This is a genomic window from Acidovorax sp., assembly GCF_022763525.1.
Taxonomy (GTDB): domain Bacteria; phylum Pseudomonadota; class Gammaproteobacteria; order Burkholderiales; family Burkholderiaceae_C; genus Acidovorax.
This window is the reverse complement of sequence record NZ_JALEGG010000060.1, coordinates 22,433-37,669: the sequence shown is the minus strand read 5'-3', so window position 1 is coordinate 37,669 and position 15,237 is coordinate 22,433. Positions and strand designations below refer to the sequence as shown.

16 protein-coding genes and 1 tRNA gene are annotated in these 15,237 nt (G+C 61.4%); 15 read left to right on the top strand and 2 right to left on the bottom strand.

From position 1 onward, the window contains the following. Together pilV and MRY84_RS04620 are read right to left on the bottom strand one after the other, a co-directional pair. Window positions 1-393 (bottom strand): type IV pilus modification protein PilV (gene pilV / locus MRY84_RS04625; RefSeq protein WP_291504575.1); only part of this gene is annotated, 393 nt, incomplete at its 3' end. Window positions 394-398: 5 nt separating this feature from the next. Then, complete coding sequence (locus MRY84_RS04620; protein WP_291504577.1) at window positions 399-989, bottom strand: GspH/FimT family pseudopilin; 591 nt, start codon at window positions 987-989, stop codon at window positions 399-401. A 620-nt stretch (window positions 990-1,609) separates the two neighbouring features. Here MRY84_RS04620 and rpsO point away from each other — a divergent pair. From rpsO to nuoI, 15 genes are all read left to right on the top strand, one after another. Beyond that, entirely contained in the window at window positions 1,610-1,876 is a 267-nt protein-coding gene (gene rpsO, locus MRY84_RS04615; RefSeq protein ID WP_005793232.1) for a 30S ribosomal protein S15, read from the top strand. Between the two features lie 206 nt (window positions 1,877-2,082). Continuing rightward, a complete protein-coding gene (pnp, locus tag MRY84_RS04610; protein ID WP_291504574.1) occupies window positions 2,083-4,335 on the top strand; it encodes a polyribonucleotide nucleotidyltransferase in 2,253 nt (750 codons plus the stop codon). Between the two features lie 92 nt (window positions 4,336-4,427). Next, complete coding sequence (locus tag MRY84_RS04605; RefSeq protein ID WP_291504573.1) at window positions 4,428-5,414, top strand: NAD(P)H-quinone oxidoreductase; 987 nt, start codon at window positions 4,428-4,430, stop codon at window positions 5,412-5,414. Window positions 5,415-5,416: 2 nt separating this feature from the next. Next, the gene (gene tpiA / locus MRY84_RS04600) at window positions 5,417-6,166 is read left to right on the top strand and encodes a triose-phosphate isomerase (protein WP_291504572.1); all 750 of its coding nucleotides are present in this window, start codon (window positions 5,417-5,419) and stop codon (window positions 6,164-6,166) included. A gap of 39 nt (window positions 6,167-6,205) precedes the next feature. Continuing rightward, window positions 6,206-6,580 carry a preprotein translocase subunit SecG gene (gene secG, locus MRY84_RS04595; protein ID WP_291504571.1) on the top strand — a complete coding sequence of 125 codons (375 nt, stop codon included), beginning with the start codon at window positions 6,206-6,208 and terminating at the stop codon, window positions 6,578-6,580. A gap of 115 nt (window positions 6,581-6,695) precedes the next feature. After that, window positions 6,696-6,780, top strand: a tRNA-Leu gene (locus tag MRY84_RS04590). A 73-nt stretch (window positions 6,781-6,853) separates the two neighbouring features. Beyond that, window positions 6,854-7,213, top strand: coding sequence for an NADH-quinone oxidoreductase subunit A (locus MRY84_RS04585; RefSeq protein WP_291504570.1), 360 nt, complete (start codon window positions 6,854-6,856; stop codon window positions 7,211-7,213). Between the two features lie 25 nt (window positions 7,214-7,238). Further along, window positions 7,239-7,718 (top strand): NADH-quinone oxidoreductase subunit B, encoded by a 480-nt coding sequence (locus MRY84_RS04580; RefSeq protein ID WP_007849129.1) that lies wholly within the window; start codon window positions 7,239-7,241, stop codon window positions 7,716-7,718. A 10-nt stretch (window positions 7,719-7,728) separates the two neighbouring features. After that, window positions 7,729-8,337 (top strand): NADH-quinone oxidoreductase subunit C, encoded by a 609-nt coding sequence (locus tag MRY84_RS04575; protein ID WP_291504576.1) that lies wholly within the window; start codon window positions 7,729-7,731, stop codon window positions 8,335-8,337. Window positions 8,338-8,364: 27 nt separating this feature from the next. Next, window positions 8,365-9,618 carry an NADH-quinone oxidoreductase subunit D gene (locus tag MRY84_RS04570; RefSeq protein WP_291504569.1) on the top strand — a complete coding sequence of 418 codons (1,254 nt, stop codon included), beginning with the start codon at window positions 8,365-8,367 and terminating at the stop codon, window positions 9,616-9,618. After that, window positions 9,615-10,106 carry an NADH-quinone oxidoreductase subunit NuoE gene (gene nuoE, locus MRY84_RS04565; protein WP_291504568.1) on the top strand — a complete coding sequence of 164 codons (492 nt, stop codon included), beginning with the start codon at window positions 9,615-9,617 and terminating at the stop codon, window positions 10,104-10,106. The genes MRY84_RS04570 and nuoE overlap by 4 nt, the downstream gene beginning before the upstream one ends. Continuing rightward, entirely contained in the window at window positions 10,103-11,458 is a 1,356-nt protein-coding gene (gene nuoF / locus MRY84_RS04560) for an NADH-quinone oxidoreductase subunit NuoF (RefSeq protein WP_291504567.1), read from the top strand. The genes nuoE and nuoF overlap by 4 nt, the downstream gene beginning before the upstream one ends. 14 nt (window positions 11,459-11,472) lie before the next feature. Continuing rightward, complete coding sequence (gene nuoG, locus MRY84_RS04555; protein WP_291504566.1) at window positions 11,473-13,608, top strand: NADH-quinone oxidoreductase subunit NuoG; 2,136 nt, start codon at window positions 11,473-11,475, stop codon at window positions 13,606-13,608. Beyond that, a complete protein-coding gene (gene nuoH / locus MRY84_RS04550) occupies window positions 13,605-14,687 on the top strand; it encodes an NADH-quinone oxidoreductase subunit NuoH (RefSeq protein ID WP_291504565.1) in 1,083 nt (360 codons plus the stop codon). The genes nuoG and nuoH overlap by 4 nt, the downstream gene beginning before the upstream one ends. 13 nt (window positions 14,688-14,700) lie before the next feature. Continuing rightward, entirely contained in the window at window positions 14,701-15,213 is a 513-nt protein-coding gene (nuoI, locus tag MRY84_RS04545) for an NADH-quinone oxidoreductase subunit NuoI (RefSeq protein WP_291504564.1), read from the top strand. Window positions 15,214-15,237 lie beyond the last annotated feature (24 nt).

Below are 15,237 nucleotides of genomic sequence, written 5' to 3'. Positions count from 1 at the left end.
GGGGGCAAAAAAAACGTTGGCATCCCCCAAAGGAAGAGCTCGTTCGAGCGCGCGTTTCCACTCGCGAAGGTCATATGCAGCGAACTCTGCATGCGTGCAATTGGTGGCTCCTTCGCAAAGTTTGGGTGCCGGTGGGGTGGGGGCTGGACCAGTGCGCCAACCCACGATATAGCTATCAATGCTCACCAAGGCGTTGGGATGGGTCTTCATCCGCTCGCTCAAGTCCTCAATCAAGCGAACCGCTTGCGCACGGTGCACGCTGGTTTGAGTGTCGCTAAGGGTTCGCATCTGAACGCCCAGAATTCCAAGAATGCCTAAGGCGGCAACGACGATAGCCACCAGCGATTCAATCAGGGTGATTCCGCGCTGGTTGAAATGAGAAGTGTGCTGCATAAGATTTAGCCCGACGTGCATGGCATGTCTTCAGATTTAATGATCCGGATGCGCCCACCAGAACTCATGCACAGACCACGGGCTGACAATTCCGAAATGGATTTGTTATGTGGCACGAAGCTGAAGCCTACATATGTGCCAGAAATACGCCCCCATCGGTCGAATTGAATACTGGAGCCGCCATTGGTGCGCGTGACGTCAATGTTTGGCGGGGTGGTGAAGCTCTGCAGTACTTCTTCACCCGCATTCAACGTCCCGTTGCTGTTGGTGTCCACAAAGACGAACCAGCCGCAGTCCCAATCATCGGTGCCGGAGGCGAGTGCGCAACCGTTGGTCCCGCTGGGGTGTTTGCGTACTGTGATGTTGCCTCCGCGCTTAATGGCCTCAGCACGTGCGTAATAAAGGGTGGATTCGAGTCCCTTTTGTGCTTGCTGCACACGCCAGCGTTCTATGAGAGGGGTGAAACTGGGGGCTGCTAACGCTACGAGAATGGCCAGTATGGAAACGACCACCATCAACTCAATGATGGTGAATCCACGAGGGCGTGGCTTATTCGGCTTGCGAAGACCCCGCCGGAGGCGCGATAGAGGTTGCATGATCTGCATGGGCTGATGCTATGTGGATTGGTGTGGCGAGGTGTCGTGTGTCTGACGAGTGGCATACGCGTGGCGATGGGCGGCTGTGCATGAGGTCTCGTTGGTTTTGCGGCTATCGCGTATAGCCCCTGCACGCCCCCGCGTTGTGCATGCCTTTGCACTCCCTGTACATCCGCCGATCGCGTTCAGAGCGGGTTTCTTCGGAGCTGCTGCGTTGGTAGGTGACTTTGCTCACACCTTTCTTCTTCGTCGAACCGGTAGTTGAGGCGGTTTTGCTATCGAAAGTGTTTCTTGCTTGTGCGGTCAGTGGTACCGTCGTCAAGAACAAAGCGAGGCCGAAAGTGGACAGTAGGAGGGTTGCTTTTGAGGGTGAGTGGCTCAAGGTTGAGGGTGTCGAAGTGGCGGTGACTCGTTCCATGATGCGTTTTCAGTTGATGTCAATAGGTGCTTGGGGCCGCGAGCGTTCTGGATTGCAGTGCGCCTGGTAAGGTAAATTTGCAACGGCGCTATAATCGCAAAGTTTTGCACAGTGCAAGACGCACGCCCGCAGCCATTCCAGCCGCGAGCGCAAGTAAAACCAAGGCTCGGCAAGTCTGCCGGTCTCAATCCAAGGAAGAATCATGATCGCATCCTCCATCAAGGCCGAGGTCGTCAAGGCCAACGCCCGTGCTGCCAATGACACTGGTAGCCCAGAAGTGCAAGTGGCCCTGCTGACCGCTCGCATCAACGAACTGACTCCCCACTTCAAGACGCATGCCAAGGACCACCACGGTCGCCGTGGCCTGCTGCGCATGGTGAGCCGTCGTCGCAAGCTGCTGGACTACCTGAAGGCCAAGGACGCTGACCGTTACACCGCGCTGATCGCCAAGCTGGGTCTGCGCAAGTAATTGCAATCGCATGCGAAAACGCCTGGGTTAGTCCGCTAGCTCAGGCGTTTTTTACTTCGGAGTCGCAAAACGGAGCGAAGCTGTGTCATTCCAATGCTGCAAGTTTGGTAGCGCCAAGCGCAGCACTGGAATGGCATCGTGTTCTGATTTGCCCTCTGAGCCAATCTGGTAGAGCGCTACCAGCTATTAAAACAGGAGCTGAACACATGAGCATTTTCAACAAAGTCACCAAGACGTTCCAATGGGGCGACAAGACCGTCATCATGGAAACGGGCGAGGTTGCCCGCCAGGCCTCCGGCGCAGTGCTGGTAAACATTGACGACACCGTGGTGCTGGCCACCGTGGTGGCCTCCAAGTCTGCCAAGCCGGGCCAGGATTTCTTTCCCCTGACGGTCGACTACATCGAGAAGACCTACGCCGCAGGCAAGATCCCCGGCAGCTTTTTCAAGCGCGAAGCCAAACCCAGCGAGCATGAAACGCTGACCAGCCGCCTGATCGACCGCCCGATCCGCCCGCTGTTCCCCGAAGGCTTCTTCAACGAAGTGCACGTGGTGATCCACACGCTGTCGCTGAATCCTGAAGTGGATGCTGACATTGCCGCCCTGATTGCCACTAGCGCCGCCCTGGCCATCTCTGGCATCCCGTTCAATGGCCCTATCGGTGCCGCACGCGTGGGCTACATCAACGGCGAATACGTGCTCAATCCCGGCCAGACGGCCCGCAAGAATTCGCAGATGGACCTGGTCGTGGCCGGTACCGAAGCTGCCGTGCTGATGGTGGAATCCGAAGCTCAGCAGCTGTCCGAGGAAATCATGCTCGGCGCCGTGGTGTTTGGCCATGAGCAAGGCAACGTGGCCATCAATGCCATCCACGAACTGGTGCGCGACGCGGGTAAGCCCGTGTGGCAATGGGAAGCGCCTGCCAAGGACGAAGCCCTGATCGCCAAGGTGGTCGCACTGGCTGACGACAAGCTGCGCGCTGCCTATCAGATCCGCAACAAGCAAGCCCGTACCCAAGCCTGCCGTGAAGCCTATGCCGCTGTGATGGCTGGGCTCAAGGCTGAGGGCGTCGAGTTCGATTCCGTCAAGGTCGAAGGCATGCTGTTCGACATCGAGGCTGGCATCGTGCGCAGCCAGATCCTGGCTGGCGAACCCCGCATCGACGGTCGCGATACCCGCACCGTGCGGCCCATCGAGATCCGCAGCGGCGTGCTGCCCCGTGCCCACGGCTCCTCGCTGTTCACGCGTGGCGAAACCCAGGCCCTGGTAGTGACCACCCTGGGCACAGAGCGCGATGCGCAGCGCATTGATGCGCTGGCCGGCGAGTACGAAGACCGCTTCATGCTGCACTACAACATGCCTCCCTTTGCCACGGGCGAAGTGGGTCGCATGGGTTCGACCAAGCGCCGCGAGATCGGCCACGGTCGCTTGGCCAAGCGCGCGCTGGTCGCCGTGTTGCCGACCAAGGAAGAGTTTCCCTACACCATGCGCGTGGTGTCCGAAATCACCGAATCCAACGGCTCGTCGTCGATGGCGTCAGTTTGTGGTGGTTGCCTGTCGTTGATGGATGCAGGCGTGCCCATGAAGGCGCACGTGGCCGGTATCGCCATGGGCCTGATCAAGGATGCCAACCGTTTTGCGGTGCTGACCGACATCCTTGGCGACGAGGATCATCTGGGTGACATGGACTTCAAGGTGGCCGGCACCACCAGCGGCATCACAGCCCTGCAGATGGACATCAAGATCCAGGGCATCACCAAGGAAATCATGCAAGTCGCTCTGGCGCAAGCCAAGGAAGCGCGCATGCACATCCTGAGCAAGATGCAGGAGGCCATGGGCGAAGCCAAGACGGAAGTGTCGAGCTTCGCTCCCAAGCTCTACACGATGAAGATCAACCCCGAGAAGATCCGCGACGTGATCGGCAAGGGCGGTGCCGTGATCCGTGCGCTGACCGAAGAGACTGGTTGCCAGATCAATATCGAGGAAGACGGCACGATCACCATTGCGGCCACCGACGCCGCTAAGGCCGACGAGGCCAAGCGTCGCATCGAGCAGATCACGGCCGAGGTCGAGATCGGCAAGATCTACGAAGGCCCCGTCACCAAGATCCTGGATTTTGGCGCGCTGATCAACCTGCTGCCTGGCAAGGATGGCCTGCTGCACATCAGCCAGATCGCCCACGAGCGTGTCGAAAAGGTGTCCGACTACCTGACTGAAGGCCAGATCGTGAAGGTCAAGGTCATGGAAACCGACGAGAAGGGGCGGGTCAAGCTGTCCATGAAGGTGCTGGCAGACCGTCCCGCGGGCGGCAGCGACCGCCCGGCACCTGCCGAGCGGGGTGACCGCGAGCCCCGCCGCGACCATGGACGGGATGGTGGTCGCCAGTCGTCCGAGCAACAACAGCAGCAACAGCAGCAGTCTCTCGCTTCGGATGCAGACTCTGGACAAGTTCAGGGCTAAGTTGGTTGATTGCTATTGATTTTGTAGCTGCTTGCGCTTGCCAATAGGGCGTGAGCAGCCAAAATTATCTGAACCCTCCGGAGCGCAGCGCCATGCACGCAGTCGAGATCACATCCTTTGGTGCGCCGGAAGTGCTGCGCCTGGGTGAGCGGCCAGTTCCCGCACCTGGCGCTGGCGAGTTGCTCATCCGCGTGGCCGCCAGCGGCATTAATCGCCCTGACGTGCTTCAGCGGATGGGACACTATGCTCCTCCGCCCGGTACCTCAGATCTGCCAGGTCTGGAGGTTGCGGGCGTTGTCGAGTCGGGTGACGCTGCTGCCATGGCGGATGCGGGGTTGCAAGTGGGTGACCGGGTTTGCGCGCTGGTGGCTGGAGGGGGATATGCGCAGTGGTGCGTGGCGCCGGTGGCCCAGTGCCTCTCCATTCCTCAAGGCCTCAGCGACGTGGAGGCGGCATCCCTGCCGGAAACCTTCTTCACCGTATGGAGCAACGTGTTCGACCGTGGCCGGCTGCAGGCAGGCGAAAGCCTGCTGGTCCAGGGCGGAACCAGCGGTATCGGTGTGACGGCGGTGCAACTGGCGCGTGCGCTTGGGGCCACGGTGATTGCGACGGCGGGTAGCGATGACAAGTGTGCTGCTTGCCTGGAGCTCGGGGCGCACCATGCCATCAACTACAAGTCGCAGGACTTTGTTGCGGAAATCAAGCGCATCACCCAGGACAAGGGGGTGGACGTGGTACTGGACATGGTGGCTGGCGACTACGTGGCGCGAGAGGTGGAGTGCCTGGCCGAGGATGGTCGACTGGTGATCATCGCGGTACAGGGGGGTATCAAAAGTGCCTTCAACGCGGGCTTGGTGCTGCGTCGTCGGCTCACCATTACCGGGTCGACCCTGCGGCCGCGGTCCGTCGCGTTCAAAGGTGCGATCGCGCAGGCGTTGCGTGAGCGCGTGTGGCCGCTGTTGGCTTCGGGCCAGGTGCGCCCCGTGATTCACCGCACATTTCCTGCGGCGGATGCTGCGAAGGCCCATGCGCTGATGGAGTCGAACCAGCACATTGGCAAGATTGTTTTGACCTGGTGATCATGAAAAGCAAGAGAAAACTCATAGCAGGCAATTGGAAGATGAACGGCAGCCTGGCCGCGAACGATGCCTTGCTCAAGGGCATCATTGAAGGTCTTGCCGATCCTGCGTGCGATGTCGCGGTAGCCGTGCCTGCGCCTTACCTCGCGCAGGTTCAGACTGTGGCGTTCGGGTCGGTGGTGGCTGTGGCCGCGCAGGACGTGTCCCCGCACGAGGCGGGGGCATATACCGGGGAGGTGTCTGCGGCGATGCTGAAGGACTTCGGCGTGAGCTATGTCCTGGTGGGCCATTCCGAGCGGCGTCAATACCACGGCGAGACCGACGTGGTGGTGGCCGAGAAGGCGCAGCGTGCTTTGGCATCGGGTATCACGCCCATCATTTGCGTGGGCGAAACACTGCAGGAGCGCGAGGCGGGGCAGACCGAGGCGGTGGTCAAGCGCCAGCTGGCCGCAGTGATTCATCTCAACGGCCACTGCATCAGTGAAGTGGTGGTGGCTTATGAACCTGTCTGGGCCATCGGCACGGGGCGCACGGCGACGCCAGAGCAGGCTCAGGCGGTGCATGCGGTGTTGCGGGCTCAGCTGTCTGCGGCCAGCGAGCATGCCGATCGCATTCGCCTGCTCTACGGTGGCAGCATGAATGCTGTCAACGCCGCCCAGTTGCTGGCACAGCCGGATATCGATGGCGGACTTGTCGGTGGTGCTTCGCTGAAGGCGCCCGACTTCCTGCAAATCATCGCGGCCGCTCGCTAGGGCTGCCCTTCAAATTATTCAATCAGGAGTGAACAGAGAATGAACGTGATCGTGAACGTGGTTTTGGCCGTGCAGATGTTGGCGGCGCTGGGGATGATTGGCCTGATCCTGATCCAGCATGGCAAGGGTGCCGACATGGGGGCGGCATTCGGCAGCGGCAGCTCTGGCAGCTTGTTCGGTGCAAGCGGCAGTGCCAATTTCCTGTCGCGTACCACGGCAGTGCTCGCGGCGGTGTTTTTCGTGGCGACGTTGGCCCTGGCCTACTTTGGCAATTCGCGCCCTGCGAGTTCGGGGAGTGTGCTGGAAACGCCGGCAGCTGTGGCGCCCGCAGGCACGCCCTCTGGTGCAGCTTCTGAGCCTGCCGTGGCGCCGGCTGCCCCCGCCTCGGGCGCTGCGCAGATCCCCACCAAATAAACTGCACAAAATTCCGCCCTGTAAGCGAATGCAGGGTTTTTCCGGGGTAGAATCCTGGATTGTCTGGAAAGCCAAAAACCGCAAGGTTCCTCATGCCATCCAGATGCACACATCAGCCGTCGTGGTGAAATTGGTAGACACGCTATCTTGAGGGGGTAGTGGCGAAAGCTGTGCGAGTTCGAGTCTCGCCGACGGCACCAAAACAAAGGCCTCCCCGCATGACCCGCTCGGGCTCATGTCGGGCAAGGCTACAGCGGTGAGCACATCCTCCAGATGAACCTCGATCAGTACCTCCCCGTCCTTTTGTTCATCCTGGTCGGCATCGCCGTCGGCGTTGTGCCCCTGGTGCTCGGCTACATACTGGGCCCCAACCGCCCAGACGCCGCCAAAAACTCCCCCTACGAATGTGGCTTTGAAGCCTTCGAGGACGCGCGAATGAAGGTCGACGTGCGCTACTACCTCGTGGCCATCCTGTTCATTCTGTTCGACCTCGAAATCGCATTTCTTTTCCCGTGGGCCGTCACCCTGCATGAGGTGGGTGCTGCCGGGTTTGTGGCAGTCGTGATTTTCCTGGCCATTCTGGTCGTGGGCTTTGCCTACGAATGGAAAAAGGGTGCCCTGGATTGGGAATGAGCGGGCTTCAACAAGGACTGATGCAATGATTGAAGGCGTGATGAAGGAAGGCTTCATCACCACGAGCTACGACTCGGTGGTGAATTGGGCCAAGACGGGTTCGCTGTGGCCCATGACGTTTGGTCTGGCCTGCTGTGCTGTGGAAATGATGCATGCAGCCGCCGCGCGCTACGACATCGGCCGCTTCGGCGCAGAAGTGTTTCGCGCCAGCCCCCGCCAGTCCGATCTCATGATTGTTGCAGGCACGCTGTGCAACAAGATGGCGCCGGCGCTGCGCAAGGTGTATGACCAGATGTCCGAGCCGCGCTGGGTGCTCTCCATGGGTTCGTGCGCCAACGGTGGTGGCTACTACCACTACAGCTATTCGGTTGTGCGTGGCTGCGATCGCATCGTGCCTGTGGACGTTTACGTGCCTGGCTGCCCACCGACGGCCGAAGCGCTGATCTACGGCATCATCCAGCTGCAGCAGAAGATCCGCCGCACCAACACCATTGCTCGCGTCTGAAGGGTTGATGATGACTTCTGTTGCCATTCGCCCTGAAAAGCTCAAGGACCTCATCGCTGCGGCGCTGGGTGCCAAGGTGCGCCACATCTCCGTTGCGCTCGACGAAGTGACTGTGGTGGTCGCGGCGGCCGATTACCTTGATGTGATGCGCACCCTGCGCGACGCGGAAGGTTGCCGTTTCGAGCAGTTGGTAGACCTGTGCGGCGTGGACTATTCCTCCTATGGCGACCAGGTGAACGAGGGCGCACGCTACTGCGTGGTGTCGCACCTGCTGTCGGTGAGCCTGAACCAGCGCGTGCGCGTCAAGGTGTTCTGCCCCGATGACGACTTCCCCGTGGTGCCATCGGTCTCCGATCTTTGGAATTCCGCCAACTGGTACGAGCGCGAGGCGTTTGACCTCTTCGGCATCGTGTTCGATGGCCACAACGACCTGCGCCGCATCCTGACGGACTACGGCTTCATCGGTCACCCGTTCCGCAAGGACTTCCCGTTGTCGGGCCACGTCGAGATGCGCTACGACACCGAGCAGCGCCGGGTGGTTTACGAACCCGTCTCGATCGAGCCGCGCGAGATCACGCCGCGCATCATCCGCGAAGACAAGTACGGAGGCCTGCACTGAGGCGTCCCGCGCCCCACGTGAACCATCATGGCTGAAATCAAGAACTACTCCCTGAACTTTGGTCCGCAGCACCCCGCAGCGCACGGCGTGTTGCGCCTGGTGCTCGAGCTCGACGGCGAAGTCGTCCAGCGTGCGGACCCGCACATCGGCCTGCTGCACCGTGCCACCGAGAAGCTGGCCGAGCACAAGACCTACATCCAGTCGTTGCCCTACATGGACCGACTGGACTACGTCTCGATGATGTGCAACGAGCACGCCTACTGCCTGGCCATCGAGAAGCTGCTGGGCCTGGAAGTGCCCTTGCGCGCGCAGTACATCCGCGTGATGTTCTCCGAAATCACGCGCCTGCTGAACCACCTGATGTGGCTGGGCTCGCACGGCAACGACTGCGGTAGCTCCACCATCCTGATCTATACCTTCCGCGAGCGTGAAGACCTGTTCGACATGTACGAAGCCGTCTCTGGCGCGCGCATGCACGCGGCGTACTTCCGTCCCGGCGGCGTGTACCGCGATCTGCCGGACTCCATGCCGCAGTACAAGGTCAGCAAGATCAAGAACGCCAAGGCGATCGAAGCACTCAACCACAATCGCCAGGGCTCGTTGCTCGACTTCATCGACGACTTCACCCAGCGTTTCCCCGGCTGTGTGGACGAGTACGAAACGCTGCTCACCGACAACCGCATCTGGAAGCAGCGAACGGTGGGTATCGGTGTCGTGCCGCCAGAGCGCGCGCTCAACCTCGGCATGACGGGGCCGATGCTCCGGGGCTCGGGTATTGCCTGGGACCTGCGCAAGACGCAACCGTATGACGTTTACGACCGGCTGGATTTCGATATTCCGGTGGGCAAGACGGGCGATTGCTATGACCGCTATCTCGTGCGCGTGCAGGAGATGCGCGAATCCAACCGCATCATCAAGCAGTGCGTCGATTGGCTGCGAGCCAACCCTGGTCCGGTGATTACGGACAACCACAAGGTGGCGGCGCCTGCGCGCGAATCCATGAAATCCAACATGGAAGAGCTGATCCACCACTTCAAGCTGTTCACCGAGGGGTTCCATGTGCCCGAGGGCGAGGCTTATGCTGCCGTGGAGCATCCCAAGGGTGAGTTCGGGATTTACCTCATCAGCGATGGCGCCAACAAGCCTTATCGCCTGAAGATCCGTGCGCCGGGTTTTGCGCACCTGGCCACGCTGGACGAGATGGCTCGCGGCCACATGATCGCCGATGCCGTGGCCATCATTGGCACGATGGATATCGTGTTCGGAGAGATTGACCGATGATTACCGAAGCGACCCTGGCGCGATTCGCGCGCGAAGTGGCCAAGTACCCCCCAGAGCAAAAGCAGTCCGCCGTGATGGCGTGCCTGTCCATTGTTCAGCAAGAGCAGGGGTACGTCAGTGTGGAAAGCGAAGCGGTGATCGCCGACTACCTCGGCATGGCGCAGATTGCCGTGCACGAAGTCACGACCTTCTACAACATGTACAACCAGCAGCCAGTGGGCAAGTACAAGCTCAATGTCTGCACCAATTTGCCGTGCCAGCTGCGGGATGGGCAAAGAGCCCTGCAACACCTGGAGAAAAAGCTGGGCGTGGCAATGGGTGAAACGACCGCCGACGGCCTTTTCACGCTGCAGCAGTGCGAGTGCCTGGGCGCTTGCGCCGACGCTCCGGTGATGCTGGTCAATGACCGCACGATGTGCAGTTTCATGGACAACGACAAGCTCGACCAGCTCGTCGATGGTCTCCGGGCTGCGGAGGGCAAGCAATGACCACGGCTGCACAGATTCTTTCGCAGTTCCAAGCCACGGGTGTTCAAACCTGTTTCCACGACCGCCACATCAACCCGCAGATCTATGCGGGTCTGGACGGCACGAACTGGAGCATTAAGGATTACGAAGCACGCGGCGGCTATGCCGCCTTGCGCAAGATCCTCGGTACCGATGGCGGCGAGCCGCTGACGCAGGACCAGGTCATTGCCACTGTCAAGGAATCGGGCCTGCGCGGCCGCGGCGGTGCGGGCTTCCCCACGGGCCTCAAGTGGAGCTTCATGCCCCGCTCGTTCCCCGGCCAGAAGTACCTGGTGTGCAACTCGGACGAGGGCGAGCCGGGCACCTGCAAGGATCGCGACATCCTGCAGTTCAACCCACACATCGTCATCGAAGGCATGATCATCGCAGCCTACGCGATGGGCATCTCCGTGGGCTACAACTACATCCACGGCGAAATTTTCCAGACTTACGAGCGCTTCGAAGAGGCGCTTGAAGAAGCTCGCGCTGCAGGTTACCTGGGGGACAAGATCCTGGGCAGCAATTTCAGCTTCCAGTTGCATGCGGCGCATGGCTTTGGTGCCTACATCTGCGGCGAGGAAACCGCGCTGCTTGAATCGCTCGAAGGCAAGAAGGGCCAGCCGCGCTTCAAGCCGCCGTTCCCGGCCAGCTTCGGCCTGTACGGCAAGCCCACCACGATCAACAACACCGAGACCTTTGCGGCCGTGCCCTGGATCATCCGCAACGGTGGGGCTGCGTACCTGGAGTGCGGCAAGCCCAACAACGGCGGCACCAAGATCTTCTCGGTCTCTGGGGACGTGGAAAAACCCGGCAATTACGAGATTCCGCTGGGCACGCCTTTCGCCAAACTGCTTGAACTTGCCGGTGGCGTGCGCAAGGGCCGCCAGCTCAAGGCGGTGATTCCTGGCGGTTCGTCGGCCCCTGTGCTGCCCGCATCCATCATCATGGAATGCACGATGGACTACGACTCCATCGCCAAGGCCGGCTCCATGCTGGGCTCGGGTGCCGTGATCGTGATGGACGATTCCCGCAGCATGGTCGAGAGCCTGCTGCGCCTGTCGTACTTCTACTCGCACGAGTCTTGCGGCCAGTGCACACCGTGTCGCGAAGGCACGGGCTGGATGTGGCGTGTGATTGACCGCATCCAGCACAACCAAGGCCGTGCCGGCGACCTGGATCTGCTCAATTCCGTGGCAGACAACATTCAGGGGCGCACCATCTGCGCGCTGGGGGATGCCGCCGCCATGCCTGTGCGCGCAATGCTCAAGCACTTCCGTCCCGAGTTTGAAGCACTGATCCGGAACTCTGCAGCGCAGGCTGCGGCCTCCGCCTGATCGCGAGAAGACATATGGTTGAAATTGAACTGGACGGTCAGAAAGTAGAAGTCGCCGAAGGCTGCATGGTGATGCATGCGGCCGAGAAGGCCGGCACCTACATTCCGCATTTCTGCTACCACAAGAAACTCTCCATTGCCGCCAACTGCCGCATGTGCCTGGTGGACGTGGAGAAGGCTCCCAAGCCCATGCCCGCCTGCGCCACGCCGGTCACGCAGGGCATGATCGTGCGCACCAAGAGCGACAAGGCCATCAAGGCCCAGCAGTCGGTCATGGAGTTCCTGCTGATCAACCACCCGCTCGACTGCCCCATCTGCGACCAAGGCGGCGAGTGCCAGCTGCAGGACCTGGCCGTGGGTTACGGGGGGTCCTCTTCCCGCTATGAGGAAGAAAAACGCGTGGTGGTCCACAAGGACGTGGGCCCGCTGATCTCCATGGAAGAGATGAGCCGCTGCATCCACTGCACCCGCTGCGTGCGCTTTGGCCAGGAAGTGGCCGGCGTGATGGAGCTGGGCATGATCCACCGCGGCGAGCACTCCGAAATCACCACCGTGGTGGGCGATACCGTGGATTCCGAGCTGTCGGGCAACATGATCGACATCTGCCCCGTGGGCGCCCTGACCAGCAAGCCATTCCGCTACAGCGCCCGCACGTGGGAGCTCTCGCGCCGCCGCTCCGTCAGCCCGCACGATTCCACCGGTGCCAACCTTATCGTCCAGGTCAAGAACCACAAGGTCATGCGCGTGGTTCCGCTTGAGAACGAGGCCGTCAACGAATGCTGGATCGCCGACCGCGACCGCTTCTCGTACGAGTCGCTGAACAGCGACGAGCGCCTGACCCAGCCCATGCTCAAGCAGGGCGGGGCGTGGAAGGAAGTTGACTGGCAGACCGCGCTGGAGTACGTGGCCAACGGCCTCAAGAACATCCAGAACGATCACGGTGCCAACAGCATCGGCGCTTTGGTGAGTCCGCACAGCACGGTGGAAGAACTGTACCTGGCCAGCGCCCTGGTGCGCGGCCTCGGCAGCGACAACATTGACTACCGCCTGCGCAACGCTGAATTCGCTGCGCCCGGAGGCATCCGCTGGCTCGGCACCTCCATCGCTTCGCTGTCCACGCTGCAGCGTGTGCTGGTCGTCGGCTCCAACCTGCGCAAGGACCATCCGTTGTTCGCGCAGCGCATCCGCCAGGCTGCCCGCCATGGCTGCCAGGTCAGCGCCATCGCTTCCGTGGCTTATGACTGGGCCATGCCCGTGCAATCCTTCGTCGCGCAGGGCGCAGGCGAATGGCTGCAGACGCTCGGCGGCATCGCCTCGGCCGTCGCACAGGAAAAAGGCATCGCTGCTCCGCAAGGCGCCACCGCTGCCAACGACGCTGCACAGGCCATCGCCCGCTCGCTGCTGGGTGGCGAGCGCAAAGCCGTGCTGCTGGGCAACGCGGCTGCGCACCATGCGCAGGCCACGCAGTTGCTGGCTCTGGCCCACTGGATCGGTGAGCAGACGGGTGCATCCGTCGGCTACCTCACGGAAGCCGCCAACACGGTGGGTGCGCAGTTTGTGGGCGCCCACCCTGTGAACGGTGGATTGAATGCAGGTCAGATGCTCTCCGGTGGTTTGAAGGCGGCTTTGCTGCTCAACACCGAGCCGGTGCATGACTCGGCTGCCGGTGCCAACGCCGCTGCTGCGCTGTCTGGTGCTGACATGGTGGTCACGTTGAGTCCCTTCAAGGCCAACATGGAGTTCAGTGACGTTCTGTTGCCAATTGCTCCGTTCACCGAAACCTCGGGCAGCTTCATCAATGCCGAGGGTCGCCTGCAGAGCTTCCACGCCGTGGTGCGTCCGCTGGGCGATACCCGTCCCGCCTGGAAGGTGCTTCGCGTGCTGGCCAACCTGCTGGGCGTGCCCGGTTTCGATTTCGAGACTTCGCAGGACGTGCTGGCCCGTGCCACCAATGCTGCTGCTGGCTCGGTCACGCAGGTGCCTGCAGATCAGCTGTCGAACGCGGTGACGAAGCCTGCGTCTGCTGCTGCGGCAGCCATCGGCGAACCTGTCGTCGCCTCCATCTATCAACTCGACGGCCTCGTGCGCCGTTCCACCTCGCTGCAGCTCACCGCTGACGCGCGCCTGGCACGTGAAGGAGCGGCCGCATGATCGACGCGATCTACAACGCGGGCCTGAACCTGCTGTCCTTTGGCTGGTGGACGGGCGTCGTCTGGCCCGTGCTCTGGGTGCTGATCAAGATCGTCTGCATTCTGGCGCCCCTGATGGGTGCGGTGGCTTACCTCACGCTGTGGGAGCGCAAGCTGCTTGGCTTCATGCAGGTGCGCCATGGCCCCAACCGCGTGGGCCCCATGGGGCTGCTCCAGCCCATTGCCGACGCCGTGAAGCTCCTGACCAAGGAAATCATCCAGCCCACCGCGGCAAGCAAAGGTCTGTTCGTGCTGGGGCCTGTCATGGCCATCATGCCCGCGCTGGCCGCCTGGGTGGCGATCCCGTTTGGACCCGACGTGGCCCTGGCCAACGTCAACGCCGGCCTGCTGCTGGTGATGGCCATCACGTCCATCGAGGTGTACGGCGTGATCATCGCCGGCTGGGCTTCGAACTCCAAGTACGCCTTTCTGGGCGCACTGCGTGCCTCGGCCCAGATGGTGAGCTATGAAATTGCCATGGGCTTCTGCTTCCTGGTGGTGATCATGGTGTCGGGCAGCATGAACCTGACCGAAATCGTGATGTCGCAGGGCAAGGGCCTGGCAGCCGACAAGGGGCTAACCTTCCTGTCCTGGAACTGGTTGCCCCTGTTGCCTATCTTCCTCGTCTACCTGATCTCCGGCGTGGCCGAGACCAACCGCCACCCCTTCGACGTGGTGGAAGGCGAAGCGGAAATCGTGGCCGGCCACATGGTGGAGTACTCCGGCATGGGCTTCGCGATCTTCTTCCTGGCCGAATACGCCAGCATGTGGCTCGTGTCCATCCTGGCCGCGCTGATGTTCCTGGGCGGGTGGCTGTCGCCCATCGACAGCGCGCTGTTCAACTGGATCCCTGGCTGGATCTGGCTGGGCCTCAAGACCTTCCTGGTGGTGTCCATGTTCATCTGGATCCGCGCCACCTTCCCGCGCTTCCGCTACGACCAGATCATGCGCCTGGGCTGGAAGATCTTCATTCCGGTGACGCTGGTGTACCTGCTCTTCGTGGGCGGATGGCTGCTGTCGCCTTGGAACATCTGGAAATAAGCGGGGACACACCATGACCGCCGTTGTTGCTGCTGCACCTTTCTCGTTCAAAGATTTCTTCAAGAGCTTCATGCTCGTGGAACTGGTCAAGGGCATGGCCCTGACCGGCCGCTACGCCTTCCGTCGCAAGGTGACCGTCCAGTTCCCGGAAGAGAAGACGCCTCTGTCGCCCCGCTTCCGCGGCCTGCATGCCCTGCGCCGCTATGAAAACGGTGAAGAGCGCTGCATTGCCTGCAAGCTGTGCGAGGCCGTGTGCCCCGCGATGGCCATCACCATCGAATCGGACGTGCGTGCCGACGGCTCGCGCCGCACCACACGCTACGACATCGACCTGACCAAGTGCATCTTCTGCGGTTTCTGTGAAGAAAGCTGCCCGGTCGATTCCATCGTCGAGACGCACATCCTCGAATACCACGGCGAAAAGCGTGGCGACCTGTACTTCACGAAGGACATGCTCCTGGCCGTGGGCGACCGGTACGAAGGCGAAATCGCGGCAGCCAAGGCTGCTGACGCGAAGTACCGCTGAGCGGTACCCAGCGCAGCCTCTTTG

Bases quoted from the DNA above. Each gene is read 5' to 3' on its own strand.
- MRY84_RS04620 (WP_291504577.1), bottom strand. From the start codon at position 989: ATGCAACCTCTATCGCGCCTCCGGCGGGGTCTTCGCAAGCCGAATAAG.
- rpsO (WP_005793232.1), top strand. From the start codon at position 1,610: ATGATCGCATCCTCCATCAAGGCCGAGGTCGTCAAGGCCAACGCCCGT.
- pnp (WP_291504574.1), top strand. From the start codon at position 2,083: ATGAGCATTTTCAACAAAGTCACCAAGACGTTCCAATGGGGCGACAAG.
- MRY84_RS04605 (WP_291504573.1), top strand. From the start codon at position 4,428: ATGCACGCAGTCGAGATCACATCCTTTGGTGCGCCGGAAGTGCTGCGC.
- tpiA (WP_291504572.1), top strand. From the start codon at position 5,417: ATGAAAAGCAAGAGAAAACTCATAGCAGGCAATTGGAAGATGAACGGC.
- secG (WP_291504571.1), top strand. From the start codon at position 6,206: ATGAACGTGATCGTGAACGTGGTTTTGGCCGTGCAGATGTTGGCGGCG.
- MRY84_RS04585 (WP_291504570.1), top strand. From the start codon at position 6,854: ATGAACCTCGATCAGTACCTCCCCGTCCTTTTGTTCATCCTGGTCGGC.
- MRY84_RS04580 (WP_007849129.1), top strand. From the start codon at position 7,239: ATGATTGAAGGCGTGATGAAGGAAGGCTTCATCACCACGAGCTACGAC.
- MRY84_RS04575 (WP_291504576.1), top strand. From the start codon at position 7,729: ATGACTTCTGTTGCCATTCGCCCTGAAAAGCTCAAGGACCTCATCGCT.
- MRY84_RS04570 (WP_291504569.1), top strand. From the start codon at position 8,365: ATGGCTGAAATCAAGAACTACTCCCTGAACTTTGGTCCGCAGCACCCC.
- nuoE (WP_291504568.1), top strand. From the start codon at position 9,615: ATGATTACCGAAGCGACCCTGGCGCGATTCGCGCGCGAAGTGGCCAAG.
- nuoF (WP_291504567.1), top strand. From the start codon at position 10,103: ATGACCACGGCTGCACAGATTCTTTCGCAGTTCCAAGCCACGGGTGTT.
- nuoG (WP_291504566.1), top strand. From the start codon at position 11,473: ATGGTTGAAATTGAACTGGACGGTCAGAAAGTAGAAGTCGCCGAAGGC.
- nuoH (WP_291504565.1), top strand. From the start codon at position 13,605: ATGATCGACGCGATCTACAACGCGGGCCTGAACCTGCTGTCCTTTGGC.
- nuoI (WP_291504564.1), top strand. From the start codon at position 14,701: ATGACCGCCGTTGTTGCTGCTGCACCTTTCTCGTTCAAAGATTTCTTC.